Genomic DNA, 21,394 nt, shown 5'->3' with positions numbered 1-21,394 from the left:
TTCTTGAGGCAGACTCCAGCCCATGCCCCGTAAAACCTGGCGCGCCGCGCTCGCCGCCTATGCCAGCCCCTCGACGCTCGTGTTGTTGTTGCTTGGTTTCGCCGCCGGCCTGCCCTACATGCTGGTGTTTTCAACGCTTTCCGTCTGGCTTCGCGAGGCCGGTGTAGCCCGCGAAACCATCGGTTATGCAAGTCTGATCGGCTTGGCCTACGCCTTTAAATGGGTGTGGTCCCCGTTGCTGGACCAATGGCGCCTGCCATTTCTCGGCAAGCTGGGGCGACGACGCTCGTGGCTGGTGCTATCGCAGGCGCTGGTGATCCTCGGCCTGATCGGCATGGGTTTTTGCGACCCACAAAAACATTTGTCCTGGTTGATTGCCATCGCGGTGGTCGTCGCGTTCGCTTCGGCGACACAAGACATCGCGGTAGATGCCTATCGCTTGGAAATCGCCGAAGACAGTCGCCAGGCTGCGCTAGCCGCCAGCTATATGTCCGGTTATCGGATCGCCGCGCTGCTGGCGACCGCCGGCGCACTGTTCTTCGCCGAGGGCTTCGGCTCTACCGGTTTCAACTATCAGCATTCGGCCTGGGCCGGCACTTACGTGCTGTTCGGCGCCCTGATGGTCCCGGCGTTGCTCACCTCGATATTCATGCGCGAACCGCCGGTGCCACTGCGCACTCAGCTTCAGGCCGGCCGCTACAGCTTTGTGCATCAACTGGCGTCGGTGTTTGTACTGATCGTACTGCTGGTGTCCGTGCCTGCCATGTTCACCCAGCTCTATAACACCGACTTCGCCAGCGTACTGTTCGGCGGCGTAAGCCTGCTCGATCTGGTCCTCGAAGACCGTGCGCTGCTACGGGCGATTCTCTACACCACGCTGACCGCCCTGTGCCTGTCGACCATGGGCCGCCGCGGCCTCGCGCCGGTGCTGACACCGGTCAACGACTTCATTACGCGTTACCGCTGGCAAGCTTTCCTGCTGCTGGGCTTGATCGCCACCTACCGGATGTCCGATACGGTCATGGGCGTCATGGCCAACGTGTTCTACATCGACCAGGGCTTCACCAAGGATCAGATTGCCGGCGTCAGCAAGATCTTCGGTTTGATCATGACCCTGGTCGGCGCCGGCATGGGCGGCCTACTGATCGTGCGTTTCGGCATTCTGCCGATCCTGCTGATCGGCGGCATTGCGTCGGCCGGCACCAACCTGCTGTTCCTGATGCTCGCCGACATGGGCGCCAACCTGGACATGCTGATCGTCACCATTTCCCTGGACAACTTCAGTTCCGGCCTGGCGACCTCGGCGTTCGTGGCGTACCTGTCGAGCCTCACCAACCTCAAGTTTTCCGCCACTCAATACGCCCTGCTCAGCTCGATCATGCTGCTGCTGCCACGCCTGATCGGCGGCTATTCGGGGGTCATGGTCGAAAAGTTCGGCTATCACAATTTCTTCCTGATCACCGCCCTGCTCGGCGTTCCGACATTGCTGCTGATCGCCCTGCACTGGTTCCAGGAGAGCCGTCGCGCGGGTCCGACGCCAACGCCGGAACCGGTGCCGACCCAGATCGTGGAAGAATCGTAGGAAGCATCGCAAAGGGCGGTGTGAATCCCGCCCTCGTGCCACACCACCGACCGCACGCCTGTACGCCAGCGGATCTCGCCCGTACAATGCTCCGTCATTTCTCGTCATCAGCAACCGACAACGGCCAACCATGCGCACCAGTCAATTTTTGCTCGCCACACAGAAAGAAACGCCTTCCGACGCGGTCGTGATCAGCCATCAGCTGATGCTGCGCGCCGGCATGATCCGCAAACTCGCCTCGGGCCTCTATACCTGGCTGCCGATGGGCTTGCGAGTCATGCGCAAGGTCGAAGCCGTCGTTCGTGAAGAAATGAACGCCGCGGGTTCTCTCGAAGTGTTGATGCCGAGCACACAACCGGCTGAGCTGTGGCAGGAATCCGGTCGCTGGGAAGAATACGGCCCTGAATTGCTGCGCTTCAAGGATCGTCACGGTCGCGATTTCTGCGCCGGCCCGACCCACGAAGAAGTCATCACCGATCTGATGCGCAACGAGTTGAGCAGCTACAAACAGCTGCCCATCAACCTGTACCAGATCCAGACCAAATTCCGCGATGAAATCCGCCCACGCTTCGGCTTGATGCGCGGCCGTGAATTCATCATGAAGGACGCCTACTCGTTCCACGCGGACCAGCCTTCGCTGCAAGTCACTTACGACCGCATGCACCAGGCGTACTGCAACGTGTTCACCCGTCTGGGCCTGAAATTCCGCCCTGTAGAAGCCGACAACGGCTCCATCGGCGGTGCCGGCTCCCACGAGTTCCACGTACTGGCCGAATCCGGCGAAGACGACATCGTCTTCAGCAATGGTTCCGACTACGCAGCGAACATCGAGAAAGCCGAAGCCGTGCCGCGCGAAACGTCGCGCCCAGCACCGGCCGAAGAGCTGCGTCTGGTCGATACGCCAGACACCAAGACCATTGCCGCGCTGGTGGAAAAATTCAATCTGCCGATTGAAAAAACCATCAAGACCCTGATTGTGCGCGCCGAAGAAGAAGGCAAGCTGATCGCCCTGGTTATCCGCGGCGACCACGAGCTCAACGAGATCAAGGCTGCCCAGCAACCAGGCGTTGCCAGCCCGCTGGTCATGGCGACCGACGCTGATCTACGCGACGCCATTGGCGCCGGCGCCGGTTCGCTCGGCCCGCTGAACCTGCCACTGCCAATCATCATCGACCGTTCCGTCGAGCTGATGAGCGACTTCGGCATCGGTGCCAACATCGACGACAAGCACTACTTCGGCGTGAACTGGGAGCGTGATCTGCCGGTTCCGACCGTTGCCGACCTGCGCAACGTGGTTGCCGGCGACCCAAGCCCGGATGGCAAGGGCACCCTGGAAATCAAACGCGGCATCGAAGTCGGGCACATCTTCCAGCTGGGCAACAAGTACAGCAAAGCGATGAAGTGCGAAGTGCTGGGCGAGAACGGCAAGCCGGTTACCCTGGAAATGGGTTGCTACGGCATCGGCGTTTCCCGCGTGGTCGCAGCGGCCATCGAGCAGAACAACGACGCCAACGGCATCATCTGGAGCGACACGCTTGCGCCGTTCCAGGTTGCCCTGGTGCCATTGCGCTACGAAACCGAACAGGTTCGCGAAGCCACTGACAAGCTCTACGCAGAACTGACGGCTGCCGGCTTCGAAGTCCTGCTGGACGACCGCGACAAAAAAACCAGCCCGGGCATCAAGTTCGCGGACATGGAGCTGATCGGCATTCCTCACCGGATCGTGGTCAGTGACCGCGGCCTCGCCGAAGGCAATCTGGAATACAAGAGCCGCACCGAACCTGAAGCGCAAGCGCTGCCGGTCGCTGACGTGCTGTCTTTCCTCCAGGCCCGTATCCGCCGCTGACACCAGATAGAGAAGTCATGTTCAAGCGAAACACCTTAGGCCTCGGTGGTGCCGCCCTGTGCGGCACCCTGTTGGTCAGCGGCTGCGCCAATCACATGTCGCAACGCAGCGAGCACGAGGAACGTGTCGAGCGCAAATTGCTCGATCACAGCCTGCAGATTGATGTCGGCGAGCCCAAGGTGCTTGATCTGCCGCAACGTCGGGTGAAAATCCACGAGCAGAAGACCTTCGAAGTCACCGAATTCGAAGTCACGCGCCACTACGATCGCTACACGCCTTACCAACCCTGGCGGGAGGTCTATGAGGTCCCGCTGGGCGCAGTCGCCGTCGTGGCCGGTGTCGGCGCGAACGTGGTCAACGTGTTTGCCCTCGGCAACCTGCCGGACAGCGTGACCAAGGATTGGCTGAGCTACGGTTTCGCCGGGCTCAACCCGTTCATGAACGTGCAGTCCCACGGTCGCGCGCAACAAAACCTGGCGGGCATCGACGAAGTTCAGCGAGACAAACGCACCGAATACTCGAGCCTGCCCTGGAGCGAGCGTCCGGTGGTGGTCAAGGCCGGCAAGGAAACGTTCGAGCTGAGCACCGACAAAAACGGTGTCTTGCGTATCAACCTGCTGGACAGCCCGTTCGCCGAACATGACATCAATCATCTGAGTCGCCTGCTGATCAGCGTCGAAGATGGCCAGGACGATGTGCATACCGACTCGTCCCTGGCGGTCAGCAGCTCGTTGCGTGGCAAGTTGCTTGAAGCGCACGGGCTGATTTATGACGACCTTGAAGACGACGAAGTGAGCCAGTGGGTACACCGGGTCAAGCGCCTGTCGGATCTGGGTCTTGAAGAAGAAGCCAGCGAACTGGAACAAAGCCTGATCGAACTGACACGCAATGATCCTGAATTGCAGACTGAATTCCTCAAGTCGTTGACCAAGGATGCCGGGCGTTTGGTAGCTGATCCGGGACCGAACTAAAGCCAAAAGCTTCGTCGGAACGCCGCCCGGAGCCGGCTCGCACCCACATGGGGCCTGTGGCGCTCACAAATCCAATGTGTGAGCGAGCCTGCTCGCGAAGGCGGCCTGACATTCACCAAGACATCAAAACCCTGCCACTACCGCTCAAACAACTCCATCTGCTCAAACCCACCCCGCAAATCCTCAAGCCGCACCCCAACCCCCAACAACCGCACCGGTTTCCCGCCGCGATTGAACGCCTGGGTCAGCAACAGCTGATAACTCCCCAAATCCCGCCCTGCCCCGGCCTGCTCCAGCGTGGTCTGGGTAAAGTCATGGAACTTCACTTTGACGAACGGCTTGCCCGGCCGATAGCTGCTATCGATTCGTGCCATGCGACCTGCCAGGGTTTCCAGCAGTTCGGGCAATTTATCCAGGCAGCTCACGAGGTCCGGCAAGTCTACGTCGTAGGTGTTTTCAACACTGATCGACTGCCGCCGACTGTCGTTGTGGACCAAACGGTCATCTATCCCACGGGCCAGACTCCAGAGTCGTTCGCCAAAACTGCCGAATTCGCGGACCAATGCCAATTTGTCCCACTCGCGTAAATGCGAGCAATCGACGATGCCAAGCCTGCCCAGCTTATCGGCCGTGACTTTACCCACGCCGTGGAGCTTGCTGACGGGCAAGCCGCTGACAAAGTCTTCCACTTGATCCGGCGTGATGACAAACAACCCGTTGGGTTTTTTCCAGTCACTGGCGATCTTGGCCAGAAACTTGTTCGGCGCCACACCGGCCGACACGGTGATATGCAATTGATTGGACACCCGCCGACGGATGTCCTGGGCGATACGCGTCGCGCTGCCACCGAAATGCGCGCTGTCCGACACATCGAGATAGGCCTCATCGAGGGACAGCGGTTCGATCATGTCGGTGTAATCGCGAAAGATCGTGTGAATTTCCTTCGACGCTTCTCTATAGGCATCCATGCGCGGCTTGACGATGGTCAGGTCCGGGCACAGCTTCAACGCATGCCCGGAAGACATGGCTGAACGCACGCCATAGGCCCGCGCCTCATAGTTACAAGTCGCAATCACGCCCCGCCGATCCGCCGAACCACCCACTGCCAACGGTTTACCGGCCAGGCGCGGGTCGTCACGCATCTCGATGGCGGCGTAAAAGCAGTCACAATCGACGTGGATGATTTTTCGCTGAGTCATATAAAGGCGCAGTTCATGACGAAGAAAGGGCGTGTTGGCGTGTCGGATGAGCAGTATCTCACTGACACCTGTATATAGCACCAGTGGTATGAATGTTCTTTTTCACACGTAGGAAAGGACGCAGTGCATTTATTTTATCAATCGACTGGAAGCCGCCAATAGAGCTGCAAGCCTTGCCGGGCGTGCCTTCCAGCCGTTCTCCAGACCCAATTTTCAAGCTAAGCGGTTGAACAGGAACAGGTTTTTCCATAATTGACGGTTGACACCCCGGCGATCCTCTGTAGAATGCCGACACACAGACGCGGGATGGAGCAGTCTGGTAGCTCGTCGGGCTCATAACCCGAAGGTCGTCGGTTCAAATCCGGCTCCCGCAACCAAACATCAAAAAAGGCTACTCGAAAGAGTGGCCTTTTTTGTGCGCGCCTGTTTTGTAGGTGCGTTCGAAGAAACGGGGCTTTCAGATGATCGCGGTCCGAAATGAGAAATCGTTCTGATTCCGAAACTTAGCTCTCCCCTGCAACCGTTCGCCGCTCATTTACGCTTATTTGACCTATATCGGGATTAACGGTTGACACCCCGCCGTTCGCCTGTAGAATGCCGCCACACAGACGCGGGATGGAGCAGTCTGGTAGCTCGTCGGGCTCATAACCCGAAGGTCGTCGGTTCAAATCCGGCTCCCGCAACCAAACATCAAAAAAGGCTACTCGAAAGAGTGGCCTTTTTTGTATCTGCAGAAAAAGTCCTTTCGCAACAATGATCTGTCACAGTGTCGTGAAGCGTCAGGGATCATCAAACTGCTGAGTTCAGACTATGCTGCAACTCGGGCAGCCCCTCTACGACTCATGACAGGCCATCGCCGCAAACCGGTGAGAGGCGTTAATATTCGTGATTATTTTTTTCTACAGGGATTGGTAACTTGGCTCGATACCTCCATCCTGTCGCGCACAATCCAAGAGGTGATTGATGCGCGCCAACTCGTCTGATCCACAAGACACCGTCACAGCGACACAACCGATCAAGGCCGGGCGTTTGCACCTGCTCGATCTGGTCAGCAAATACCGTCAGCCCATTGGCCTGGCGGTCACGCTGCTGTTGTTCGCGATCGCGCTGATTGCCTGTCGTCATCTGCTGAGCGAACTCGACCTTTACGCTTTGCATGACTCAATCCTGGAAGTCCCGAAACCGGCACTGCTGGGCGCGCTGGGTGCGACTATCGTCGGTTTCATCATTCTGTTGGGCTACGAATGGTCGGCCAGCCGCTATGCGGGGGTGACGCTGGCGCCGCGAATCCTCGCACTCGGCGGCTTCACAGCCTTTGCCATCGGCAACGCCATCGGTCTTTCGATGCTCTCGGGCGGCTCGGTTCGCTACCGTTTATATGCACGTCATGGTCTGGGGGCTTCAGAAGTTGCCCACATGACGCTGTTTGCCAGCCTCTCGCTCGGCTGCGCCCTGCCACCGCTGGCGGCGCTGGCGACCCTCAGTGACCTGCCGGCTGCCTCTACCGCCCTGGGTCTGTCCGAGACATTGCTCGGCGCGATTGCCGCAGCGGTCTTGCTGCTATTTAGTGTGCTGGCCATCGGCATCTACCGCCGACGCCTGCCGGAACAACCGTCGCCGGACAACCTGCTGGTCAAAGTCGGCCGCCGCACCCTGCGCCTGCCCGGTCGCCGCCTGACCTTCCTGCAACTGATCATCACCGCCCTGGACGTGGCTGCCGCCGCGACCGTGCTCTATCTGTTGCTACCAGAAGCTCCGCCCTTTGGCGCCTTCCTGCTGGTGTACTTGCTGGCATTGGCCGCAGGCGTGCTCAGCCACGTACCGGGCGGGGTCGGCGTATTCGAAGCGATCCTGCTGGCTGCCTTTGCCGATTCACTCGGCGCCGCGCCACTGGCCGCCGCCCTGCTGCTGTATCGACTGATTTATGTGGTGCTGCCTTTGCTGGTGGCCTGCATCTTCCTGCTGATCAACGAAGGCCAGCGTCTGTTTCAGTCGCGCCAGTCCCTGCGCGCAGCGTCCGGTCTTGCCGCACCGATTCTCGCGGTGCTGGTGTTCCTGTCCGGCGTAGTGCTGTTGTTTTCCGGCGTGACCCCGGAAATCGATACCCGTCTGGAACACATCGGCTTCCTGATCCCGCATCGTCTGGTCGACGCCTCGCACTTCGGCGCCAGCCTGGTGGGCGTCCTCTGCCTGTTGCTCGCGCAAGGCTTGCGTCGGCGCCTGTCTGCCGCCTGGATGCTGACCACCATTTTGCTGCTGGTCGGCGCCCTGCTCTCCCTGCTCAAGGGTTTTGACTGGGAAGAAGCCTGCCTGATGACCCTCATCGCCAGCTTGCTGGGGGTTTTCCGTCGCTCGTTCTATCGCCCGAGCCGCCTCACCGAACTGCCTTTCTCGCCGCTGTATCTGGTGTCGAGCCTGTGCGTGCTGGGTGCCTCGATCTGGTTGCTGCTGTTTGCGTATCAGGACGTTCCGTACAGCCATCAACTCTGGTGGCAGTTCACGCTCGATGCCGATGCGCCGCGTGGCTTGCGCTCGCTGCTGGGCGCCGCCGTGCTGCTGGTCGTGGTGTCCCTGACGTGGCTGCTGCGCACCGCCCGCCCGGTCATTCACTTGCCGACCCCGGATGAACTGGACCGCGCGGTAAAGATCCTCATGAGTTCCGCCCAACCGGATGGCGGCCTCGCCCTGACCGGTGACAAGGCGCTGCTGTTCCACCCGAACGACGAGGCGTTTCTGATGTACGCCCGCCGTGGGCGCAGCCTGGTGGCGTTGTACGATCCGATCGGCCCGACCCAGCAACGGGCGGAAATGATCTGGCAGTTCCGCGACCTCTGCGACGTCCACCACGCCCGTCCCGTGTTCTATCAGGTGCGCGCCGAGAACCTGCCGTACTACATGGACATCGGCCTGACCGCGATCAAGCTCGGCGAAGAAGCCCGGGTCGATCTGCATCGCTTTGATCTCGAAGCCAAGGGCAAAGAGATGAAAGACCTGCGCTACACCTGGAACCGTGGCACCCGCGATGGCTTGTCGCTGGAGATCTTTGAGCCGGGCCACGCGCCGATGGATGAGCTCAAGGTGATTTCCGATGCCTGGCTGACCGGCAAGAACGTGCGCGAGAAAGGCTTCTCGCTGGGGCGTTTCAGCGATGATTACCTCAAGCACTTCCGCATTGCCGTGATCCGCTTCGAAGGTCGCCCGGTCGCGTTCGCCAACTTGCTCGAGACTTATGGCCATGACCTGGCCAGCCTCGACCTGATGCGTGCGCACCCGGACGCGCCAAAACTGACCATGGAGTTCATGATGGTCGGCCTGATTCAACATTATAAAAATCATGGATACGCGCGTTTCAGCCTGGGCATGGTGCCGTTGTCGGGGTTGCAACCCCGTCGTGGCGCACCGCTGACCCAGCGCCTGGGCTCGATGGTTTTCCGCCGTGGTGAGCAGCTCTACAACTTCCAAGGCTTGCGCCGCTTCAAAGACAAGTTCCAGCCTGACTGGGAACCCCGTTATATGGCCGTGCCCGCCGGACTCGATCCGCTGGTAGCCCTGGCCGATACTGCTGCCCTGATTGCGGGCGGCTTGACTGGATTGGTGAAACGCTGATGATTCAACGCTCCTTGCGGTACGTACTGGCCACACTGGTAGTGCTGGCCCTGATTCTCGGTGGCGGTTACTGGTACCTGAAACGCCCGGCACCGGCTCCGACGCTCGAACTGTTGACGCCCGCCGATGGCGCCGCGATGACCCGTGTGATTCCCGGCACAACGCCGAAAGCCCAGGTACTGGTAGCGGTCAATGAAGAGCAGAAGCTCAGCGACCAGCAACTGATGACCCTGAGCCGCTCCGCCTCGGCGCAGATTGTTCAGGTGATCCTGCCTAAAGACTGCCTGCTACAGAGCCGCGCATTGCAATCGGGCCTGAGAGAACTCAAAGGCCCGGCGACCCTGGTCAGCGGTATCGGCCCAGGCGCCGTGCTGGCGTGGCGCTGGTTATCCGAACAGAAGAGCGACAAGGCCCAGGCCATCTCGGTCGACCTGGCCCTGGAAAAAGGCGGCTGCACACACCTGCTGCCGAAAAGCGCCGCTCACGGCCACTGGCTAGTGGCGTGGAACGACAACCCGGACGACGCCAGCGCAGGGTTCGTGCGCGACCAACCCAACGCCGAAACCAGCATCAGCGACTACGACATCAACCTGCCGCAAGTGCTGAACAACGAACTGCGCAAGATCCTCGTCGGTGGCGACAAAGCCGCCGGTGGCCTGCAGATCCCTGTTGTTGAAGTACCGGCCGGCCAGGCCAAGGACACCGTCACCCTGTTCCTGTCCGGCGACGGCGGCTGGCGTGACCTCGACCGTGACGTAGCGGGCGAGATGGCCAAGATCGGCTATCCAGTAGTCGGCATCGACACCCTGCGCTACTACTGGCAGCACAAGAGCCCGGAGCAAAGCGCCCTGGACCTCGCCGAACTGATGCAGCACTACCGGCAGAAATGGGGCACCAAGCGCTTCATCCTGACCGGTTACTCGTTCGGCGCTGACGTACTGCCGGCGATCTACAACCGCCTGGCCGAATCGGAACAACAACGCGTCGACGCTATCATCCTGTTGGCCTTCGCCCGCACCGGCAGCTTCGAAATCGAAGTCGAAGGCTGGCTCGGCAACGCCGGCAAAGAAGCCGCCACCGGCCCGGAAATGGCCAAGCTGCCACCGGAAAAAGTGGTGTGCATCTACGGCGAAGAAGAAGTCGACGAAAGCGGCTGCACCGACAAGACCGCCGTGGGCGAAACGATGAAACTGCCTGGCGGCCACCACTTCGACGAGAACTACCCGGCACTGGCCCAGCGCCTGGTGGACATCATCGTCAAGCGACAGGCCAAGGAAGAGGCGACGACGCAGGAGTGATCTGAGCGTCGCCACGAAAAAGCCCCCGCAGCTGTTTGGTTGCGGGGGCTTTTTTACATGTGCGGACATGAAGCGCTTCCAGGTTAAAGCTGGACATCTATCCACGTTACGTCATCTTCAACAGCGATAAAGTCGCTATCCGGTGCTGCCAACAAGCTGCTTTGCTGCGACTCCGTTAACTCTGCCCAGAAGCCATCGGTTACGAACACCAGTCGCTCACCCACAGCCAATGGGTGAAAAACAAACTCAGGGTCCGGAGCACGACTAACCTTCAGGCATCGGGTTACCCGGTTTCGAGCAGGGTCTTGCGCCAACTCAAGGTGCGAACGGTCGCGCCTCCAATTGGCCTTGCAGTGAGGCGGCGTAATCCACTCGATTGTGCCTGCCGATGTCACCACTCCGCACGAACAGTCACCTTCATACGCAAGCGTGAGCTTCCCATGAGCAGCGAAACCGATCAGGTAACACGTGGTCCCTGTGTGATCCGCAAACAAAATGGGGTGAAGCTCCGCCAGCACTGAACCAAGTAACTGCCCAACTGCTCCGTGCTCGGTGATTTCGCCCCTCTGATCCATGTGTTTCGGGTAGGCCGCTAAATCACCTTTTACGAAGCATTCAGCCAGTTGGCCACTCCCGGTCTTCGACGTACCGTCCGTAATGACGAACAGCCCTCTGCCACCGTCGCAGAGTGCGCCAGCGGCGTCATGATTGGCTTGCCTGGTCCGTCCTGTCACCGATCTGGTGATGTATCTCATGCGTTGCTCAGGTTTTTCATGCGCATGTAAATGATTCGACCTCTATCCGGATTGGCCTGCACTGAGCCCGAACTTTCAATCACGTAGTCGATACCACTGAGCCCCATGAGTTCTCGAATTCCAGACGTGATGAACTCCTTGAGCTCAGGTTCAGCCTGGCGAACCTCTTCCAAAAGCTCTGTACGACCATCAATCAAGATGAGGATGTCTTCGACATCTTTGTGGTAAGGGTCACCCCCACCCCGACCGCTAAATGCCTCTAGTTTCGTCGCTAGAAAGTAAGTCGGTTTAAATATCTGGATGACGGTACCGCTGGGTAACGCAAACTTATCGGCCCTCGCCAGCCCCTCTACGAACCAACGGTTGGCATACCCGAGAACAGCAGAGTCAGAAGGCATCACATCCACGACGACGTCGTTGAAGCGGAAACGACAGTTGACTTCATCTTCACCGGTGATTTTGAAGTCCTTCGCCGCCAACCGCTCTATGAGGTGTTGCCAGGCGCTAATGCCTGCCAGCTCGATCACCAAGTCAACATCATCGGTGAAACGAATGTCGTCGAGCACGGCAGTATCAGTGACCAGCATGGCAGTGGTGCAACCGCCGACAAAAGCAATCTCAGTGAGAAACGCCGCTCCCAAGCCGTCTGCAACAAATTCTATGAGCTCGTAGTTGTGATCAGCGTTTGAAGACATGTTATTTCAGGCCCATCCCTGCTTTTAAAATGTTAACCGCGACACCGCACTCTCGCGGACCACCAAGACGGATCGCATCAGCCAGCGCAAGATAGTGATAAAGGATCCTGTCCCGCTTCACCGCTTCCGGAACTGTCTTGTAGAGCGGTTCTATCGCCTGGCCACGCTCAGTTCCGAGAGCATCAGGCCAAACCGGAATCAACCCGCCAGCGCTCTTGATGCTTTTGGATAGCGCGGGGGCAGCGAAGCCTGTTGGAATCCCGCGAACCATCGCGCCCGGCTTCACGGGGAAAAAATATTTCAGAGCGTGCTCGGTAATTTTCAGCAGCTCTCGCCGATTAACTTTCGGGAGCCCGGTGTCGTAGTCATTGGAGAGCAATCCGGACTCACGGCACCTGGCTATAGCGTTTGAAACCTCGCTTTTGCTTAGCCCAAGAGACGCAGACAACGCACGCAACGAGTAGCCTTCACTCCAACTCGCCAGCGATGCAGAAGGCACAGGCTCCGACCACCCTTCCCAGCCATCCTCATCACCCAAGGATGAGTCGAACGTTTGGCGGTGGAATAAAGTTTCTTCACCGTCAGCGGGATAGGTGACTAGCGGCTGCCCCGCGCGCGCGCCTGCCGTCATTCGATTTATCTGCTGGGACTTCAACAACTCCTCAACCGTGTTCGAATTCGACTCTGACTCCATCTTCCCAATGAGGTTTTCCTCCTGGGCGTGCAGGCTGGCCATCTTGAACAAAAGCAAAATGTCTTGACTCTTCATGAAGACAGGAACTCCACGTGTCCACATTCCATAAAACGTGGACACTTGTCGCATTGGAAATATTGAGCCGTCAAGACCTTTCGATATTTGCAACAACGCGAAATCTCCCGCGACTTGTCAAATTCCTCACCGCGTTTAGTTTCGTTTACTTTGAGGGGTCGCAATATCGGATGACGCCCGCAGACCTTGTAGGCAAACTCCGAATCGTACGTTTGGGCACTTTGATGCCTTGTTGCGCTTTTCTTCGACGGGGTAGTCTCCGGACGTCGCTGCAGATGCAGTGATCGGGTGTGGTAACCCGGCAAAGCAAAGTGCAACAGCGCTCCCAACACGATTTCATGCGTTTTCGCCTGTCATCCAGTGTTATGGCGGCTGTGCGTGGGAGACCTTCGGGTCTGCCGGTTCCTTTGCTCTTCCGGTTTACCACCCTGCGTACAGCTGCCACCCATTCGTGTGGTAACGAATGTGGCAGCTCCTCGTTTAAGGAGCGAAACAATGAGCAAAACAGATCCGTCCGCGATTTCAGATTTAAAAACCATTGGCTTCACCCCCCTCATCTACTGCTCGGATCAAGCGCTATTCAACGTCCGCGCCGGCGTCCCCATCGTCGAAGCATTGGCCCAAGCCTCCGACCTCCTCTTCCTCGGCAAAGCATTCGCCGAGGATGCCGCGTACGCTAAAGACACCGACCGCCATGCCTGGGCCGCGCATTACCTGACGGCAATGGGTAAGGCTGTGATTGATGATGTGTTGAAGGTGCTAACCCCAAGGCCGGCCCGGACAAAGACCGAATCCGAAGAAGAGCTGCCTGAAAGCTAGTAAATCCACAGAAACGAAAAAGCCGCGTAACCACGCGGCTTTTTCATTCCAGCAGACACCGCAATTCCCCTGTGGGAGCGAGCCTGCTCGCGAATGCAGACTGACATTTACCATTGATGTATCTGACAGACCGCTTTCGCGAGCAGGCTCGCTCCCACAGGGATCTTCATTGCATCAACGGAATTTGCTGAGGTGCAAAAAAATATGGCCGTCAGTCTTTTTGCGTGTACCGAGCCCGCATTTCATCGTGACTAACCGCCTCGGCTTGATCAAACCCAGTCAGTCGCTCCCGGGCAGTAGCTTCAATCCGAAGCTCCTCAAGCTCATCGAGCACTTTCTGCTTTATCTCTGCCTCCATACTCACCTCTCCCTCACTATCGTGCGCATGCACGCCTATGTGATCGCAAAATATTGCGTCGACGGAACATAGATCAAAGCCAGCAGACGAGAAACATAAGAAAAACCCAGACACAAAAGAGCCCCCGCTACCTTCACGGCAACGGGGGCTTTTTGATGGGGCTTACATCTCGACCTGAGTACCCAGTTCAATCACCCGGTTCAACGGCAGATTGAAGAAGCGCAAATTGCCATTCGCGTTCTTCAACATGAAAGCAAACAACCCCTCGCGCCAGCGCGCCATGCCTTCCAGCTTGGAGGCAATCACCGTCTCGCGGCTGAGGAAGTAGGTGGTGCGCATCGGGCTGAAGTCCAGGTCATCGAGGTGACACAGTTTCAGCGCTTGCGGCACGTCCGGTTCGTCGACGAAGCCAAAATGCAGGATCACCCGGAAGAACCCTTCGCCGTAGGAATCGACTTCGAAGCGCCGGGTCGGCGGTACGCGCGGGATGTCTTCGTACACCACGGTCAGCAGCACCACTTGCTCGTGCAGCACCTGGTTATGCAGCAGGTTGTGCAACAGCGCGTGCGGTACGGCGTCCGGGCGTGCGGTCAGGAACACGGCGGTGCCTTGCACGCGATGCGGTGGTTGCACGGCGATACTGCTGATGAAAATCGGCAGGGGCAAGCCACCTTCGTCCATACGCTCGACAAGCAATTGCTTGCCGCGTTTCCAGGTGGTCATCAGCACGAACAGCGCGATACCGGCGATCACCGGGAAGGCCCCGCCCTGGACGATTTTCGGCACGTTGGCGGCGAAGTACAGGCCGTCCACCAGCAGGAAGCCGATCAACACCGGCACCGCGAGAAGCGGTGGCCATTTCCACAGCAGCAACATCACCGCCGACACCAGGATGGTGGTCATCAGCATCGTGCCGGTCACCGCCACGCCGTAAGCCGAGGCCAGGGCGCCGGAGGACTCGAAGCCCAGCACCAACAGGATCACGCCGACCATCAGCGCCCAGTTCACCGCCCCGATGTAGATCTGGCCTTGTTCAGCGCTGGAGGTGTGGCGGATGTGCATGCGTGGAATGTAGCCGAGCTGGATCGCCTGACGGGTCAGGGAGAACGCACCGGAAATCACCGCTTGCGAGGCAATCACCGTGGCCAGGGTCGACAAGCCCACCAACGGAATCAACGCCCAGCTCGGTGCCAACAGGTAGAACGGGTTACGAGCGGCTTCCGGATCACCCAGCAGCAGCGCACCTTGGCCAAAGTAGTTCAGCACCAGCGCCGGCAGCACGAGAATGAACCAGGCGCGGGCAATCGGCTTGCGACCGAAGTGGCCCATGTCGGCGTACAGCGCTTCGGCGCCAGTCAGCGCCAGCACGACCGCGCCTAGAATTGCCACGCCCATGCCCGGATGCACGATGAAGAAGCGCCCCCCCCAAATCGGGTTCATCGCTTGCAACACTTCCGGGTGTTGCAGGATGCCGTAGACGCCCAGCGCCCCCAGCACCACAAACCAGATGACCATGATCGGCCCGAACAGAATGCCGATTCGCGCCGTACCGTGGCTCTGGATCAGGAACAGCGCCACTAGCACGACCAACGACAGCGGGACGACCCAATGGTCGATGCCATCGAACGCCAAACCGAGACCTTCAATGGCCGAGAGGACGGAAATCGCCGGGGTGATCATGCTGTCGCCGTAGAACAGCGCCGCACCGATCAGTCCGCAGACCACCAGCAATCCCCGCAATTTTGGATACCCCGACGCCGCCCGTCTGGCCAGCGCCGTCAGGGCCATGATCCCGCCTTCGCCCTGGTTGTCGGCGCGCAGCACAAACATCATGTACTTGATCGAGACGACCCAGATCAGCGACCAGAAGATCAGCGCCAGAATCCCCAACACGCCGTCATGGTTGACCGGCACGCCGTAGCCACCGGAAAACACTTCTTTGAGGGTGTACAGCGGGCTTGTGCCGATATCGCCGTAAACCACCCCGACCGCCGCGACCAGCATGCCGATCGGCTTCGCCGCCGAATGCTCGGCGCCCGCTGCCTGACTACTTGCCTGACCCATCCACCACTCCTACTACCCAGAACGGACTTCTTTGGAAGAAGCACTATGCTTTGCCACGCAGCATGCGCTGTTTTACTTCAGGTTACAGACGATTTGTTGACTGTAAAAATTCGGTAAAGCCTAACGGCGCGAAGCATAGCGCAGCACTCGTCGTATTTCCCTGCATAAAGCTGGTCAAGTGAACGACTCATCGCTAGAATTGCGCACTTTTTGATCAGAGGCGCAGCAAAGCGCCCGTTTGTCGCCTTGCCGACTCGGCTGGAGGCGTCACAAATACCGAGGTTAGACATGTCCACCACTCCTGCGCCGGCCAATCCAAAAGTTGGCTTCGTATCCCTGGGTTGCCCCAAAGCACTGGTCGACTCCGAGCGCATCCTTACCCAGCTGCGTATGGAAGGCTATGACGTCGTGTCCACTTACGAGGACGCCGATGTCGTGGTGGTCAACACCTGCGGTTTCATCGATTCGGCCAAGGCTGAATCGCTGGAAGTGATCGGCGAAGCCATCAAGGAAAACGGCAAGGTCATCGTGACCGGCTGCATGGGCGTCGAAGAAGGCAACATTCGCAAGGTGCACCCAAGCGTGCTGGCCGTGACCGGTCCGCAGCAGTACGAGCAAGTGGTCAACGCCGTGCATGACGCCGTGCCGCCGCGTCAGGATCACAACCCGCTGATCGACCTGGTGCCGCCACAAGGCATCAAGCTGACCCCGCGTCACTACGCCTACCTGAAGATTTCCGAAGGCTGCAACCACAGCTGCAGCTTCTGCATCATCCCGTCGATGCGCGGCAAACTGGTCAGCCGTCCGGTCGGTGACGTGCTCGACGAGGCCCAGCGCCTGGTCAAGGCCGGCGTCAAAGAGCTGCTGGTAATTTCCCAAGACACCAGCGCTTACGGCGTTGATGTGAAATACCGCACCGGTTTCTGGAACGGCGCGCCGGTGAAAACCCGCATGACCGAACTCTGCGAAGCCCTCAACACCCTCGGCGTCTGGGTTCGCCTGCACTACGTTTACCCATACCCGCACGTCGACGAGCTGATCCCGTTGATGGCCGCTGGCAAGATCCTGCCGTACCTGGACATCCCGTTCCAGCACGCCAGCCCGAAAGTCCTGAAAGCCATGAAACGCCCGGCCTTCGAAGACAAGACCCTGGCGCGCATCAAGAACTGGCGCGAGATCTGCCCGGACCTGATCATCCGTTCGACCTTCATCGTCGGCTTCCCCGGCGAAACCGAAGAAGACTTCCAGTACCTGCTGGACTGGCTGACCGAAGCCCAACTCGACCGCGTTGGCTGCTTCCAGTACTCGCCTGTCGAAGGCGCACCGGCCAACCTGCTGGACGCGGCCATCGTGCCGGATGACGTCAAGCAAGACCGTTGGGACCGCTTCATGGCGCACCAGCAAGCGATCAGCTCGGCGCGCCTGCAACTGCGCATCGGCCGTGAAATCGAAGTGCTGGTGGACGAAGTCGACGAGCAAGGCGCGGTTGGCCGTTGCTTCTTCGATGCCCCGGAAATCGACGGTAACGTGTTCATCGACAACGGCAGCAACTTGAAGCCGGGCGACAAAGTCTGGTGCAAAGTGACCGACGCCGACGAATACGACCTGTGGGCTGAACAGATCTAAACGCAAAAATACGAAAAGCCCTGCTCTCTTGACGAGATGCGGGGCTTTTTTACGTCTATCGTTTTGTGGGAGAAAGGACTCGCAAATTCCACTGCACATAGGGCATCCGGCCATGCGCCATCATTCGGTCATCCACACCCCGAAACACAGTGACTACGAAGAACTCACCCGAGTCTGGGAAGACTCGGTGCGCGCCACCCACGATTTTCTGCCGAACAGTTACATCCTGCTGCTCAAGGACCTGGTGCTGACGCGCTACCTGGATGCCGTGATGCTGATCTGCACCAAAGACCCACGCCAGCGCATCACCGGATTCGCCGGGGTCGCCGCCGGCAAGATCGAAATGCTCTTCATCGATCCGGCCCACCGCGGCCAGGGCCTGGGCAAACAGTTGCTACGCTATGCCATGGAGCACATGAATGCCGACGAACTGGACGTCAACGAACAGAACCCGCAAGCGCTGGGTTTCTACTTCAAACAAGGCTTCGAAGTGATTGGCCGCTCCGAGTTTGACGGCATGGGCCAGCCTTATCCGCTGTTGCACATGCGTTTGCGCCAAAGTCAGCAGCATTCGCGGCATGCCTGACACAACGCGGAACACGTGTGGGAGCGAGCCTGCTCGCGAATGCGGGCTGTCGATCAACAGATAAATTGACTGATCTACCGCTTTCGCGAGCAGGCTCGTTCCCACAAAAAGACATACCTTGCAAATGGACCCGCGATTAACCGGCGCCACGCAGGTACAATGCCCACCCCTTTTTTGTTACGGCCCTGTCATGACTGACCCGATTCGTCTCTCCAAACGCCTCATCGAACTCGTCGGCTGTTCCCGTCGGGAGGCTGAGCTGTTCATCGAGGGCGGCTGGGTGACCGTGGACGGTGAAGTCATCGACGAGCCGCAATTCAAGGTCGGCACGCAAAAAGTCGAACTCGACCCCGAGGCCAAAGCCACTGCGCCAGAGCCGGTGACTATCCTGTTGAACGTGCCCGTGGGCATGGACGCGGACACCGCCATGGCCACCCTGAGCGCCGAGACCCTGAGCGAAGAACATCGCTTCAGCAAACGTGCGCTCAAGGGCCATTTCCTGCGCCTGACCGCCAGCACCGACCTGCAGGCCAACGCCAGCGGTTTGCTGGTGTTCACCCAGGACTGGAAGATCCTGCGCAAACTCACTGCCGATGCCAGCAAGATCGAGCAGGAGTATGTGGTCGAGGTTGAAGGCGACATGGTGGCTCACGGCCTCAACCGCCTGAACCACGGACTGACGTACAAGGGCAAGGAACTGCCGGCGGTCAAGGCCAGCTGGCAGAACGAAAACCGCCTGCGCTTTGCGATGAAGAACCCGCAACCGGGCGTGATCGCCCTGTTTTGCCAGGCCGTCGGCCTGAAGGTCGTCGCCATCCGCCGTATCCGCATCGGCGGCGTGTCCATCGGCAAAGTGCCGCTGGGACAATGGCGCTACCTGTCCGGCAAAGAGAAGTTTTAAGGCTTCTCCCGCCGCCACACATTCCGGCGCCGCTGTTTGCTGCGGCGCCCACTGCTGAATATCAGGATTGCACACCATGATTCATAACGACGTATTGCGCAGCGTTCGCTACATGCTGGACATCAGCGACAAGAAAGTCATCGAGATCATCAAGCTCGGCGGCATGGACGTGTCCATGGAAGACCTGCTGACGTACCTCGACAAGAAAGAAGAAGACGAAGAAGGTTTCGTCCGCTGCCCGGATGAAGTCATGGCGCACTTCCTTGATGGCCTGGTGATCTTCAAGCGCGGCAAGGACGAAAGCCGTCCTCCGCAGCCGATCGAGATCCCGGTGACCAACAACATCATCCTGAAGAAGCTGCGCGTGGCCTTCGAACTGAAAGAAGACGACATGCACGCAATCCTCAAGGCTGCCGAGTTCCCGGTATCCAAGCCTGAGCTGAGCGCACTGTTCCGCAAGTTCGGCCACACCAACTACCGCACCTGCGGCGACCAGTTGCTGCGCAACTTCCTCAAAGGCCTGACCCTGCGCGTTCGCCCGCAGTAAGCGCCTGCCAGCCTTGAGTCGCACTGTGCGGCTCAAGGCCAGGCTGTATGGCCCCTCATTCCTCGCAAAAATAGTGGCTCCGCTGATGGCGGCTGACGACTAGGGTGTATTGACCCTTAGCTCTCAGGATTCGCCATGCACCCGTACTTTTCCCTGCAAGGCCGCACCGCACTGGTGACCGGCGGCACCCGTGGTATCGGCAAAATGATCGCCAAGGCTTATGTCGAAGCCGGCGCGACTGTGTACGTCTGTGCCCGGGATGCTGAAGCCTGCCAGCAAACGGCTGACGAGTTGAGTGCATTCGGGCGCTGCCATGGTGTGGCGGCCAACCTGGCCACCGAAGAAGGCGTGCTTCAACTGGCGACGCGTCTGGGCGAGCAGATCACTCATCTGGATATTCTGGTGAACAACGCCGGCACCACCTGGGGCGCACCGCTGGAAAGCTATCCGGTCAAGGGCTGGGAAAAGGTCATGCAGCTCAACGTGACGTCGGTGTTCAACTGCATTCAGCAGTTTTTGCCGTTGCTGCGCAAAGCCGGCTCCGAAGCCAATCCGGCGCGGATCATCAACATTGGCTCGGTGGCCGGTATTTCGTCCTTTGGCGAGCAGGCGTATGCCTACGGGCCGAGTAAAGCGGCCCTGCACCAATTGTCGCGGATTCTGGCACGAGAGCTGGTGAGCCAGCACATCAACGTCAATGTGATTGCGCCGGGGCGTTTCCCGAGCAAGATGACCCAGCACATCGGCAATGATGAACAGGCGCTGGCGAAGGATACGGCGCTGATTCCGATGAAGCGTTGGGGCCGGGAGGAAGAGATGGCGGCGCTGGCGATCAGCCTGGCGAGTACGGCGGGGGCGTATATGACCGGGAATATTATTCCTTTGGATGGTGGGTTTAGTCTTTAGATCGGCGGTGCGGCCTTCGCGAGCCTCGCTCCCACAGGGGAATGCACTTCCAACTGTGTGCGAGCCTGCTCGCGAAGAAGCCCTTATAGCCGCCACAGATCCAGGGACGATCGGGTTATCATGCCCACCCTCTCCCCGCTCCGACCCAGACCATGACCTACAGCGTTTCCCCCATCGGCTTCGTGCGTTCCTGCTTCAAGGAGAAGTTCGCCATCCCGCGCCAACCGCAACTGGCCCCGGCCGCTCGCGGAGTTCTGGAATTGGTTGCGCCGTTCGATCAGGGCGATGCGGTGCAAGGCCTGGAACAGGTCAGTCACGTCTGGCTGCTGTTCCTGTTCCATCAGGCCCTGGAAGAAAAACCGCGCTTGAAGGTCCGCCCGCCTCGCCTCGGCGGCAACAAATCCATGGGGGTATTTGCCACCCGCGCCACGCATCGGCCCAATGGCATCGGTCAATCCGTGGTCAAGCTGGACAAGGTCGAGGCCAATCGCCTGTGGATATCCGGGATCGACTTGCTCGACGGCACGCCGATTCTCGACATCAAACCCTACGTGCCTTACGCCGACATCATCGACAGCGCCTCCAACAGCATCGCCAGCGCCGCGCCGCAGCTGATTCCCGTGCAGTGGACGGATGCCGCGCTGCAACAGGCTCATGGCCATGCTCAGCGCCTTGAAGAGCCATTAGTGGCGTTGATCGAGCAATGTCTGGCACAAGACCCACGCCCGGCGTACCAGATTCCTACACCCGAGCGGGAATATGGCGCGCAGTTCTGGGACCTGGACGTACGCTGGCATTATCCCGAGGCAGGGGTTATCCGCGTTCTCGAAGTCATCCCCGCAAAGGCCTGAACACCAGAAACAACT

General features: G+C 59.2%; 17 protein-coding genes and 2 tRNA genes. 14 read left to right on the top strand and 5 right to left on the bottom strand.

Translation table 11 applies throughout. From position 1 onward, the window contains the following. Window positions 1-22 precede the first annotated feature (22 nt). The 3 genes from ACWKV5_RS05545 (at window position 23) to ACWKV5_RS05535 (ending at window position 4,399) form a co-directional block, all read left to right on the top strand. Window positions 23-1,582 (top strand): AmpG family muropeptide MFS transporter, encoded by a 1,560-nt coding sequence (locus tag ACWKV5_RS05545; RefSeq protein WP_483840501.1) that lies wholly within the window; start codon window positions 23-25, stop codon window positions 1,580-1,582. A 130-nt stretch (window positions 1,583-1,712) separates the two neighbouring features. Continuing rightward, entirely contained in the window at window positions 1,713-3,428 is a 1,716-nt protein-coding gene (locus ACWKV5_RS05540) for a proline--tRNA ligase (RefSeq protein WP_483840500.1), read from the top strand. Between the two features lie 17 nt (window positions 3,429-3,445). Further along, window positions 3,446-4,399, top strand: a complete 954-nt coding sequence (locus tag ACWKV5_RS05535; RefSeq protein ID WP_483840499.1) for a hypothetical protein — start codon at window positions 3,446-3,448, stop codon at window positions 4,397-4,399. A gap of 137 nt (window positions 4,400-4,536) precedes the next feature. On the opposite strand, the gene dinB is transcribed toward ACWKV5_RS05535, so the two are convergent. Beyond that, window positions 4,537-5,598 carry a DNA polymerase IV gene (gene dinB, locus ACWKV5_RS05530; protein ID WP_027925673.1) on the bottom strand — a complete coding sequence of 354 codons (1,062 nt, stop codon included), beginning with the start codon at window positions 5,596-5,598 and terminating at the stop codon, window positions 4,537-4,539. 300 nt (window positions 5,599-5,898) lie between these two features. Between dinB and ACWKV5_RS05525 the strand changes: the two genes are divergently transcribed. From ACWKV5_RS05525 to ACWKV5_RS05510, 4 genes are all read left to right on the top strand, one after another. Further along, a tRNA-Met gene (locus tag ACWKV5_RS05525) sits at window positions 5,899-5,975 on the top strand. Window positions 5,976-6,207: 232 nt separating this feature from the next. Then, a tRNA-Met gene (locus tag ACWKV5_RS05520) sits at window positions 6,208-6,284 on the top strand. A 277-nt stretch (window positions 6,285-6,561) separates the two neighbouring features. Continuing rightward, window positions 6,562-9,204 carry a bifunctional lysylphosphatidylglycerol flippase/synthetase MprF gene (gene mprF / locus ACWKV5_RS05515; protein ID WP_483840498.1) on the top strand — a complete coding sequence of 881 codons (2,643 nt, stop codon included), beginning with the start codon at window positions 6,562-6,564 and terminating at the stop codon, window positions 9,202-9,204. Then, complete coding sequence (locus ACWKV5_RS05510; RefSeq protein ID WP_483840497.1) at window positions 9,204-10,502, top strand: virulence factor family protein; 1,299 nt, start codon at window positions 9,204-9,206, stop codon at window positions 10,500-10,502. The genes mprF and ACWKV5_RS05510 overlap by 1 nt, the downstream gene beginning before the upstream one ends. Before the next feature lie 83 nt (window positions 10,503-10,585). Here the strand turns inward: ACWKV5_RS05510 and ACWKV5_RS05505 are convergent, their stop codons facing one another. Genes ACWKV5_RS05505 through ACWKV5_RS05495 form a run of 3 tightly spaced genes read right to left on the bottom strand, consistent with a single transcriptional unit; the run spans window position 10,586 to window position 12,721 of the window. Further along, a complete protein-coding gene (locus tag ACWKV5_RS05505; protein ID WP_483840496.1) occupies window positions 10,586-11,257 on the bottom strand; it encodes a PP2C family protein-serine/threonine phosphatase in 672 nt (223 codons plus the stop codon). Further along, the gene (locus tag ACWKV5_RS05500; protein ID WP_077430780.1) at window positions 11,254-11,952 is read right to left on the bottom strand and encodes a hypothetical protein; all 699 of its coding nucleotides are present in this window, start codon (window positions 11,950-11,952) and stop codon (window positions 11,254-11,256) included. Before ACWKV5_RS05500 ends, ACWKV5_RS05505 begins: the two co-directional genes overlap by 4 nt. A gap of 1 nt (window position 11,953) precedes the next feature. Further along, window positions 11,954-12,721 (bottom strand): MarR family transcriptional regulator, encoded by a 768-nt coding sequence (locus ACWKV5_RS05495; protein ID WP_483840495.1) that lies wholly within the window; start codon window positions 12,719-12,721, stop codon window positions 11,954-11,956. Between the two features lie 495 nt (window positions 12,722-13,216). On the opposite strand from ACWKV5_RS05495, the gene ACWKV5_RS05490 reads away from it, so the two are divergent. Continuing rightward, on the top strand, window positions 13,217-13,540 hold the full coding sequence (locus tag ACWKV5_RS05490; RefSeq protein WP_483840494.1) for a DUF3077 domain-containing protein: 324 nt from the start codon (window positions 13,217-13,219) through the stop codon (window positions 13,538-13,540). 520 nt (window positions 13,541-14,060) lie between these two features. Here the strand turns inward: ACWKV5_RS05490 and ACWKV5_RS05485 are convergent. Next, the gene (locus ACWKV5_RS05485) at window positions 14,061-15,962 is read right to left on the bottom strand and encodes a potassium transporter Kup (protein ID WP_483840493.1); all 1,902 of its coding nucleotides are present in this window, start codon (window positions 15,960-15,962) and stop codon (window positions 14,061-14,063) included. Between the two features lie 288 nt (window positions 15,963-16,250). On the opposite strand from ACWKV5_RS05485, the gene rimO reads away from it, so the two are divergent. The 6 genes from rimO to tsaA all read left to right on the top strand — a co-directional run bounded on the left by rimO (window position 16,251) and on the right by tsaA (window position 21,379). Beyond that, window positions 16,251-17,588, top strand: a complete 1,338-nt coding sequence (gene rimO / locus ACWKV5_RS05480; RefSeq protein WP_483840492.1) for a 30S ribosomal protein S12 methylthiotransferase RimO — start codon at window positions 16,251-16,253, stop codon at window positions 17,586-17,588. A 112-nt stretch (window positions 17,589-17,700) separates the two neighbouring features. Next, window positions 17,701-18,174 carry a GNAT family N-acetyltransferase gene (locus tag ACWKV5_RS05475; protein WP_483840491.1) on the top strand — a complete coding sequence of 158 codons (474 nt, stop codon included), beginning with the start codon at window positions 17,701-17,703 and terminating at the stop codon, window positions 18,172-18,174. Window positions 18,175-18,364: 190 nt separating this feature from the next. After that, on the top strand, window positions 18,365-19,075 hold the full coding sequence (locus ACWKV5_RS05470; protein ID WP_483840490.1) for an rRNA pseudouridine synthase: 711 nt from the start codon (window positions 18,365-18,367) through the stop codon (window positions 19,073-19,075). A 76-nt stretch (window positions 19,076-19,151) separates the two neighbouring features. Further along, window positions 19,152-19,622 carry a YehS family protein gene (locus ACWKV5_RS05465; RefSeq protein WP_140666291.1) on the top strand — a complete coding sequence of 157 codons (471 nt, stop codon included), beginning with the start codon at window positions 19,152-19,154 and terminating at the stop codon, window positions 19,620-19,622. 135 nt (window positions 19,623-19,757) lie between these two features. Beyond that, window positions 19,758-20,528, top strand: coding sequence for an SDR family oxidoreductase (locus ACWKV5_RS05460; protein WP_483840489.1), 771 nt, complete (start codon window positions 19,758-19,760; stop codon window positions 20,526-20,528). Window positions 20,529-20,680: 152 nt separating this feature from the next. After that, window positions 20,681-21,379, top strand: a complete 699-nt coding sequence (tsaA, locus tag ACWKV5_RS05455; protein WP_483840488.1) for a tRNA (N6-threonylcarbamoyladenosine(37)-N6)-methyltransferase TrmO — start codon at window positions 20,681-20,683, stop codon at window positions 21,377-21,379. Window positions 21,380-21,394 lie beyond the last annotated feature (15 nt).

The organism is Pseudomonas oplopanacis (assembly GCF_057128725.1).
Note: the sequence above shows the minus strand (reverse complement) of the source record. Positions and strands in the feature narration are given on the sequence as shown.